This window comes from Serratia sp. (in: enterobacteria), assembly GCF_046715635.1.
In the GTDB taxonomy this organism is placed as follows: domain Bacteria; phylum Pseudomonadota; class Gammaproteobacteria; order Enterobacterales; family Enterobacteriaceae; genus Chania.
Map to the genome: position 1 here is coordinate 1 of NZ_JBKJYW010000086.1, position 7927 is coordinate 7927.

General features: G+C 49.4%; 7 protein-coding genes and 1 pseudogene. All 8 read right to left on the reverse strand.

Translation table 11 applies throughout. The features are described from left to right. Window positions 1-258: 258 nt before the first annotated feature. Window positions 259-462, reverse strand: a pseudogene (locus tag ACLQ7H_RS04060) (transketolase C-terminal domain-containing protein); the annotation flags it as partial. Between the two features lie 194 nt (window positions 463-656). Next, on the reverse strand, window positions 657-1349 hold the full coding sequence (locus ACLQ7H_RS04065) for an oligogalacturonate-specific porin KdgM family protein (RefSeq protein ID WP_411751559.1): 693 nt from the start codon (window positions 1347-1349) through the stop codon (window positions 657-659). Window positions 1350-1687: 338 nt separating this feature from the next. Then, window positions 1688-2977: an ABC transporter substrate-binding protein gene (locus tag ACLQ7H_RS04070; protein ID WP_411751560.1), complete on the reverse strand. Its 1290-nt coding sequence runs from the start codon at window positions 2975-2977 to the stop codon at window positions 1688-1690. Window positions 2978-2992: 15 nt separating this feature from the next. Next, window positions 2993-4120 (reverse strand): ABC transporter ATP-binding protein, encoded by a 1128-nt coding sequence (locus ACLQ7H_RS04075; protein WP_411751561.1) that lies wholly within the window; start codon window positions 4118-4120, stop codon window positions 2993-2995. A 13-nt stretch (window positions 4121-4133) separates the two neighbouring features. Continuing rightward, window positions 4134-5048 (reverse strand): carbohydrate ABC transporter permease, encoded by a 915-nt coding sequence (locus ACLQ7H_RS04080; protein ID WP_411751562.1) that lies wholly within the window; start codon window positions 5046-5048, stop codon window positions 4134-4136. Then, window positions 5041-5931 (reverse strand): carbohydrate ABC transporter permease, encoded by an 891-nt coding sequence (locus ACLQ7H_RS04085; protein ID WP_411751563.1) that lies wholly within the window; start codon window positions 5929-5931, stop codon window positions 5041-5043. Before ACLQ7H_RS04085 ends, ACLQ7H_RS04080 begins: the two co-directional genes overlap by 8 nt. Before the next feature lie 675 nt (window positions 5932-6606). Further along, a complete protein-coding gene (gene yfcD / locus ACLQ7H_RS04090; protein WP_411751564.1) occupies window positions 6607-7182 on the reverse strand; it encodes an NUDIX hydrolase YfcD in 576 nt (191 codons plus the stop codon). A gap of 131 nt (window positions 7183-7313) precedes the next feature. Next, a complete protein-coding gene (yfcE, locus tag ACLQ7H_RS04095; protein ID WP_411751565.1) occupies window positions 7314-7865 on the reverse strand; it encodes a phosphodiesterase in 552 nt (183 codons plus the stop codon). Between the last annotated feature and the right edge of the window lie 62 nt (window positions 7866-7927).

Genomic DNA, 7927 nt, shown 5'->3' on the forward strand with positions numbered 1-7927 from the left:
GTCTACCATGTCCCCGGTCTGTACACCCACAGGGAGAGGGGACCGATCGAGTGGGTCTGAAAATGCAGTGACGCACCTTGGATAAGGGGGCGTTCGACCTGAGAAATAGGCGGATCGTCATGGGTAAAGAATGTTAAAAAGTGTTCACCATGTCCTTGAACACCTGTTTACCCTTCCCCAGTCTGTACAGGGAGAATGATGAGGCATTACCTATTTACCTCCAACAGAGCACGGGCTATCAGCTCCCTCTCCCTGTAGGAGAGGGTTGGGGTGAGGGCTCAACAGCTCATTTGCCGCCGCCGAGCCAAGTCCGTTATGAATGCTGTGGTTCTCGCAGGTGACGATCCTGCCGGTTTTAGCCGCAAAGGTTATGATGATTTCACGATCGATAGGCTTGAGCGTAAACCTGTCAATCACCGCCGCGTTGATGCCACGCAACAGATTAGCCTTGCCGATAGTGAAGGATAAATGCGTGACGACTGCTTACGGATGGTGTGTACCCCGGGCAGGTAAGGCATTAGTGGCGCACTTGAACGATCAGCCCTGGCTGCCAGCAGGGTCGATTCCGTCTACGTTGTGTCGTCGCAGCAGTTGTTAATCGGGATGATACCGGGAATCCGCTGATAGTACGGCATTCCCGGTAGTCTCACCATTCCTTACCAGCTATAAGAGACCCCGACACGGTAGCGTGTCTGACGGTTATCATTTTGGCTATCTTGCTTCACGTTCCCGACTTCAACATAAGGCTTCCAGTTTTTATCCCATTTGTAAGCCAGCTTGACGTTATGCTCGTAATCGGTTTTGCCATCGTCAAAAATAACCTTGTTGCTGCTCTTATACACGTAGTTATATTCGGCTGACCAGTCCTTGTAGAAATTATAACCTAACCAAAAATCGCCACGGTTGGTTTTCTCATCGCCCTCTGAACCTTTTGAGGTGGTGCGCTTATATTCGTAGCGATATCGGCCTGCCACATAAATGTCTTTGGTAAAGTTATACTGCGCACGCAGATAAGGACGATAACCGTTATTATTACTGTTGGACTCTAGCGAGAACCCGGGTTGCAGGGTGATCGCATCAAATTTATGCTGATAGCTGACCACGGCCTCCGTCCCGTTACTGACCTGCTCGTGGAAAGGTTTATCAGGCGTTGAGTCTGAAGAGTCCTGACGCCATTTGCCTTCAAGAGAGAATCCCAGGCCGTTATCGAAACGATGCGAGACCAGCATACGATTTTTATGGTCGCCTTTGGCTGTATCCTGCCATTCATGACGCAGGTCGAGCGACATGGCCATTGCACTAAAGTTTGCTACCGAGGCTAACACCAGAGTCAATAATTTAAATTTCATTATTACTACCCTTATCATCAATAATAGAAAAGACATCCCCACTCTAATTAAGGGGGTTATAGTGTTATTTGAAATACTTATAACTCAGAACGTTAAAGCGTCACTACAATTTAAATTGAGTTTTATACTTCATGATAAATACAGATTTCATCCACCCTAAATAGCGATACGTAATACCGCTACGCCTAATTCTCCGGCGGGTGGGAAATTATGCAGGTTAGCCGACCGTTGAGCGCATGGATGCGCGATTCGATCCCCCAGGGACGGGTTCACGGCGTGTCGGCGTTCTGCATAATTCCCAGCTGTGTCACTATGACCAACAGCTATTTAAATAAGCCTTATCTCATTGCGCGTTTCAGAATACGGTCGCCCTGGCGCTGGAAATCAGTTGCCACTTCCTGCACCGTTTTTTTACCATAATCGATGTTCTGAATGGCATCCTGGAACAGCACCACGATCTGCGGATCGTCAAAATACGGTGAAGCGCTGATGGCATGCGGCAAGGACAACGCCAGCTTCAACCCGGAAACCGCCGGATCGCTATCCTGGATCACACCACTTTCTGTCAATTGGCTAACGGCCGCTTTACTTAACGGAACACCCCGCTCCAGCTTCAGCGCCTCAACCCCTTCCTTGCTGTTTAACAGGAAGTTAATCAGCATGGCCGCTTCGCGTGGGTGTTTGCTGCTTTTACCAATCGAGAACATCTGCGACGGCTTGAAGAATAACCCGGCATCCTTGGCACCCGGCAGCATCGGGTATGGGCCCAATACCAGCTTGGCCGGTGCTTTCAGGTTGTCAGAGTATTTGTTGATAGTGGAGTTCCACATATAGGTCCCACCCCATTCCCCCGCAATCCATGGCTTCATCTCATACATGTTGTTTTTGCCGAACGAGGCGTAGTATTTCGATGATGGCATGACGTGGCTGTCTACCATGTTTTTATACATCTGGAAGAAATCGACCCATTGTGCTTCGCTATAGGCAAACTTTTTCTGCGCTTCATCGATAATATCGACGTTATATTTTTGGATCATGTAGGAACGTAATAGTGCGAAGGTGTCCTGGTGCTCAAACACCACCGGATAATATTTATCGCCCAGCTTTTCTTTGAAGGTTTTACCGGCGGCCAGCAATTCATCCCAGTTATTGGGATATTGCACACCAGCGTCTTTCCAAGTGACATCGTTAAAATAGAAAATACGCGCGGTCACTGAAATCGGAATACCGTTCAGCTTGCCGTCAATCGTGGTAGTTTGCAGCTCTTTGGGATCAAACTGGGTCAGATCCAGATACTCACTCACCTTGTTCAGGTCATAGAACCCGGTGCCGGTTTTTGAAAAGATCGGCAGCCAGTTCCAGTTGGTTTGCATCACGTCCGGCTCGGTGCCTCCGGCGATTTGGGTGGTCAGGCGTGAAAGATGACCGTCCCAGCCGGTATATTCCGATTTCACCTTGATATCCGGGTTCTGCTTCTGGAACTCCTCAATCGCTTTCAACGTGACCTGATGGCGGCCGTTGCCTCCCCACCAGGACATACGTAAGTCAACCTGCTCAGCAGCAAAGGCCTGATGGGCAAATATCGCCATAGATGACGCAACCAGAGTACGTAAGACTATTTTTTTCATTATTTACAACTCCTGTCAAAGAGAAATATTCTTTTCCGTTTTCGCATCAAAGATGTGGCATTTATCCATGTCGAATTTGAAGTAAACCGGACGATGCAGCCCATTTTTAAGGATCGGTTTGACGTCATCGGAAGGAATACGGCAGGTCAGTTCAAAATCCTTCACCTTCAGGTAAACAAAGAATTCATGGCCCATATTCTCAACGCGGACCAGCTCACCTTCAGAATGGTTACCCTCAAACGGCGACTCTGAAATCGACACAAACTCCGGCCGCACGCCAAAGAACACGTCCTGCCCGACAAAGCTGGCGACCTTGTCCTGCTGATGCTGGTTGAGGGTCAGGGTGTAGTTACCGACGGTAAGGCCGATTTTGCCGTCCTGCTCTACCAGCTTGCTCGGCTTGATGTTCATTTCTGGCGCACCGATAAAGCCCGCGACGAACATGTTTTTCGGAAAGTGGTACAAGTTGTCTGGCGTATCCACCTGCATGATATGGCCCAGCTTCATCACGCAGATACGGTCGCCCATGGTCATGGCTTCGGTCTGATCGTGGGTAACATAGACCGTGGTCGCCGGTTTGCCGCTCTTTTTCAGCTGCTTGTGCAAATCGGAAATACGGATACGCATTGAAGCACGCAGCTTGGCGTCCAGGTTAGACAACGGTTCATCAAACAGGAACACGTCTGGCTTTTTCACAATCGCGCGGCCTACGGCCACACGCTGTGCCTGCCCACCCGAGAGTTGCCGCGGCAAACGATCCAATAGCTCTTCCAACTCCAGGATCTTGGCGGCTTCGTTAACCTGCTCTTCAATCTGCTCTTTAGGCAGCTTGCTCAGCTTCAGCCCAAACGCCAGGTTATCTTTTACCGTCATATGCGGATACAGCGCATAGTTCTGAAACACCATGGCAATACCACGGGATTTAGGGGCCAGGTTATTCACTACGCGATCGCCGATGCGCACTTCGCCGCCGCTAATGGTTTCCAGCCCTGCCAGCATCCGTAATGTGGTCGATTTGGCGCAGCCGGAAGGGCCGACAATCACCATAAACTCGCCATCGGCAATGGTCAGGTTAATGCCATGCACTGCCTTATAACCGTTGCTGTACACTTTCTGCAGATTGTTAAAAATGACTTCAGCCATGATAGATCCTCAATTAACCTTTAATTCCGCTGCTGGTAACGCCCTGCACAAAGTAGCGTTGGGCCAGGAAGAACACGATGATAGACGGCAGAATAGAGATGCTTGCCATAGCCAGGATTTCGTTCCACGGTGCACCTTCTGTCACGTCGATAGACATTTTCAACGCCAGCGCAATCGGGTACTTATCAACGCTATAGACGTAAATCAACGGGCCAATAAAATCATTCATCGACCACATAAACTGGAACAGAGCAACGGAGATAATCGCCGGTTTCAGGATTGGCACCACCACATACCACAGCACCTGGAACGAGTTACAACCATCGATCTGGGCCGCCTCTTCCATATCCCGTGGGACACCACGCAGGAACTGGATCAACATAAAGACGAAGAACCCTTGGGTCGCAAATGCCAGCGGTAAATAGAGCGGCAGATAACTGTCCAACATGCCCATTTCACGGAACATGATGTATTGCGGGATCAATAGCACCGTGCTTGGCAGCAACATGGTGGTGATCAGCGTGGCAAACCAGAATTTCTTCCACGGGATCTCAAAGCGGGCAAAGCCGTAGGCCACAATGGTCGAAGAGATGATGGTTAATAACACCTTGGGGATCACAAATTTAAAGGTGTTTAGCATGTAGTGACCAAAGGTATATTCCGTGCCGGTTTTCCAACCGTTGACGAAACCGTCCGAGGTCGCATTTTCTGGCCACAGACCCAGGGTGGTGAAGATCTCCTGATTGGGCTTAAACGATGCCGAGAACATCCACACCAGCGGATAAAGCATCAACAATCCCACCAGCAGCAGCACGACGTAGCGAATAGCGGCGCTGATTTTTTCCCGACGCAATGTGCGCTGAACTTCACGCTCAGCCATTTCCTGCGCGTTGGACATGGGTAATTGGTTCTGTTGCATGTCAGCCATTTTTGCCACCCTTGTCTGCCGAGTAGAAGACCCAATACTTCGATGATTTAAAGGCGATTGAGGCGAACAGGGCCACAACCAGGAACAGGATCCACGCCAATGCGGCACCGTAACCCATATCAAAATATTTAAAGGCGGTATCGTAGATATACAGTGAGAACAGATAGGTGTAATGGGTTGGCCCGCCCCCGGTAATCACATACGGGGCCGTAAACTCCTGGAACGCCTGCGTGGTCTGCATAATAAAGTTGAAGAAAATCACCGGTGTGATCAGCGGTACCGTGACCTTCATAAACATCTGCCACTTGGAAGCACCATCAATCATGGCCGCTTCATATTGTGACTGTGGCACGTTTTGCAGCGCCGCCAGGAAGATCACCATCGCGGAGCCGAACTGCCATACGCGCAGCAACGTGACCGACATTAATGCCAGTGAAGGTTCACCTAACCAGTTGATCGGATCCATACCCAAGACACCGATAAAGCTGTTGAGCAGCCCGTCAATGGCAAACAGAGCTCGCCACAGCACGGCGATAGCCACGCTGCTGCCCAGGATAGAAGGAACGTAATACGCCGTACGGAAAAAGCCGATGCCGCGCAGCTTAAAATTAAGGACAAAAGCGATACCTAACGCAAACGCCAATTTTAACGGGATGGTCAGAAATACATATGCAAAGGTGACACCCATCGATTTCCAAAAAAGATGGTCCTCCATCAGCATATAACGATAGTTTTCCACCCCGTTAAATACCGGGGGATTCATCAGGTCATATTCTGTAAAGCTCAGCAAGAATGATGACACAAAGGGGAACGCCGTAAATATGATCAACCCTATTATATAAGGTGATATATAGGCTAACCCCAGCATTCTGTTTTCATTCATGGTTGTTACCCATAGCCATTTAAATAGAAAAAAAATGAACGATAGTTAAGTAAAATTTAACTAATATTGAACGATAGAAATGAAAAGCCGGGCAGTCTGCCCAGGTTCAGCATCCCCCCCATAGTGATAAATCAATAAATTTTTTCAGGCGATCGCTGACCCATCTCAGCCAGTAATCGGCGATCAATGCTCGCGTTGTCACTATGCAGTCGGGTTGCTTGCTACAGAAGGCTAAGTCCATTTTTCGGTCTCCCAGATGATTCCGGCATCTACCAACCAACAAACTGAAACACTATTTCAAATTATTATATCTGAAATTTTCCCAACGTCATTCAGCGGATGGCAAAAGTGTGACCAAAGTAGAAACGTTGTTTTGATTTTTTTATTTAAAAACAAAAATTATCAAAACCAAAGCAAAAATAACAGTTAACACAATGATAAATAACCATATTTATTCACAGTGCATTTGTAACGCCAACGATGGAAATTTTGATGAGATCGGTTAACCAATTGTAGGTAGATAAAATCAGCGAATTTGGGGCGAGAGAAGAAGTATGAATGGGGTCATTGATGGTTACATCTGTACTGGAAACTGTTTGGCAAGGGGGGAGGATCTAACTGGGGAGAAGAATAGACGGCCTTGCTACTCTGTGGGCAGCAAGGCCGTACGTTAAATCAGGCGTCTTCCTCGCCAGAGCTGGCTCTGCTTTCACGCTGCAGCGGCTTACCGTAGTCTTGGCCGTTATTACGCGTCAACCACAGCGATAATGCCTTCAGTGAGTCGGGCGTGAACTCGTCGCAGCGGGCAGTGATCTCCTCTGGCGTCAACCAGCTCACTTCAGCCACTTCTTCTTCCTGCAGAGCAAACGGGCCATTGGCGACGCAGCTAAACAACGCACCCCAAATACGGCACTGTTGCTCTTCAAAGTAAAACAAGCCATGTTCGGCAAACGGGATCCCGGCGATACCCAGCTCCTCTTCGGCCTCACGGCGGGCAGAGTCCAACACGTTTTCCCCGCTTTGTACCACTCCCCCTGCGGTGGCATCCATCCAACCCGGGTAAAAATCCTTGGTGTCAGTGCGTCGCTGCACCAAAATTTTCCCCATTCCATCATGCACCACAATATAGGTCGCACGATGACGCAGCCGTTGGGCACGCATCTGTTGACGACTGGACTGAGCAATCACTTCGTTTTGCTCGTTGACGATATCAACCCACTCGGTATCTGCAGCCTGATCCTGTTCCGCCATCCTGTAAAACCTTCTTTTTTGGGCGCGATGCATGCCGCGCACGGGTTATGCTTCAATGATTCTTGATATGTGCCCCTGCTCTGTCAAGCCACAGCTATGGCTGCCACTTTCGAGCTACCGGGTCTATAAAATTAGTGCGTTAACGCCACCTCTGCAACAACCTTGCCGTTGTGCAACTCGAGCACGCTCAAGACGTCATCCGCCAGTATGCCATAGCTGGCCGGAAAACCCCCTTTCGGGATGCTGACCGAACCCGGATTAAAACAGTAGATCTCCCCTTGCCTTTGTGCCTGAGGCAAATGCGTATGGCCATACACCAGCACGTCTCCACCCGCCAAAGGTGGCAATGTGGTGGGATGATAAAGGTGCCCGTGGGTTAAAAACAATCGTCTTTTGGCCAATAGCACCTGCTGATAGGGTGCCATCATCGGGAAGGAAAGCAGCATCTGATCGACTTCACTGTCGCAATTACCGCGAACGGCCACGATCTTGTCACTAACGTGATTTAATCGTGCGGCTACCTGCGCAGGTTGATAGTTATCCGGCAAGGCATTGCGCGGACCGTGGTTGAGCAAATCGCCCAACAATATCAACCAATCGGCCTGGCTTTGCGCAAACAGTTCGAGGATTTTGTCGGTGGCGGAGAGTGAACCATGCAGGTCCGAGGCGAACATCAGCTTCATAATCTTTCCTTCGGTGCGGAATATGAAACCATTTTAACGTAGCTGGGTTAGACAACAAGCGG

Coding starts and splice junctions, on each gene's coding strand:
- ACLQ7H_RS04080 (WP_411751562.1), bottom strand. CDS start 5,048: ATGGCTGACATGCAACAGAACCAATTACCCATGTCCAACGCGCAGGAA.
- ACLQ7H_RS04085 (WP_411751563.1), bottom strand. CDS start 5,931: ATGAATGAAAACAGAATGCTGGGGTTAGCCTATATATCACCTTATATA.
- yfcD (WP_411751564.1), bottom strand. CDS start 7,182: ATGGCGGAACAGGATCAGGCTGCAGATACCGAGTGGGTTGATATCGTC.
- ACLQ7H_RS04075 (WP_411751561.1), bottom strand. CDS start 4,120: ATGGCTGAAGTCATTTTTAACAATCTGCAGAAAGTGTACAGCAACGGT.
- ACLQ7H_RS04065 (WP_411751559.1), bottom strand. CDS start 1,349: ATGAAATTTAAATTATTGACTCTGGTGTTAGCCTCGGTAGCAAACTTT.
- yfcE (WP_411751565.1), bottom strand. CDS start 7,865: ATGAAGCTGATGTTCGCCTCGGACCTGCATGGTTCACTCTCCGCCACC.
- ACLQ7H_RS04070 (WP_411751560.1), bottom strand. CDS start 2,977: ATGAAAAAAATAGTCTTACGTACTCTGGTTGCGTCATCTATGGCGATA.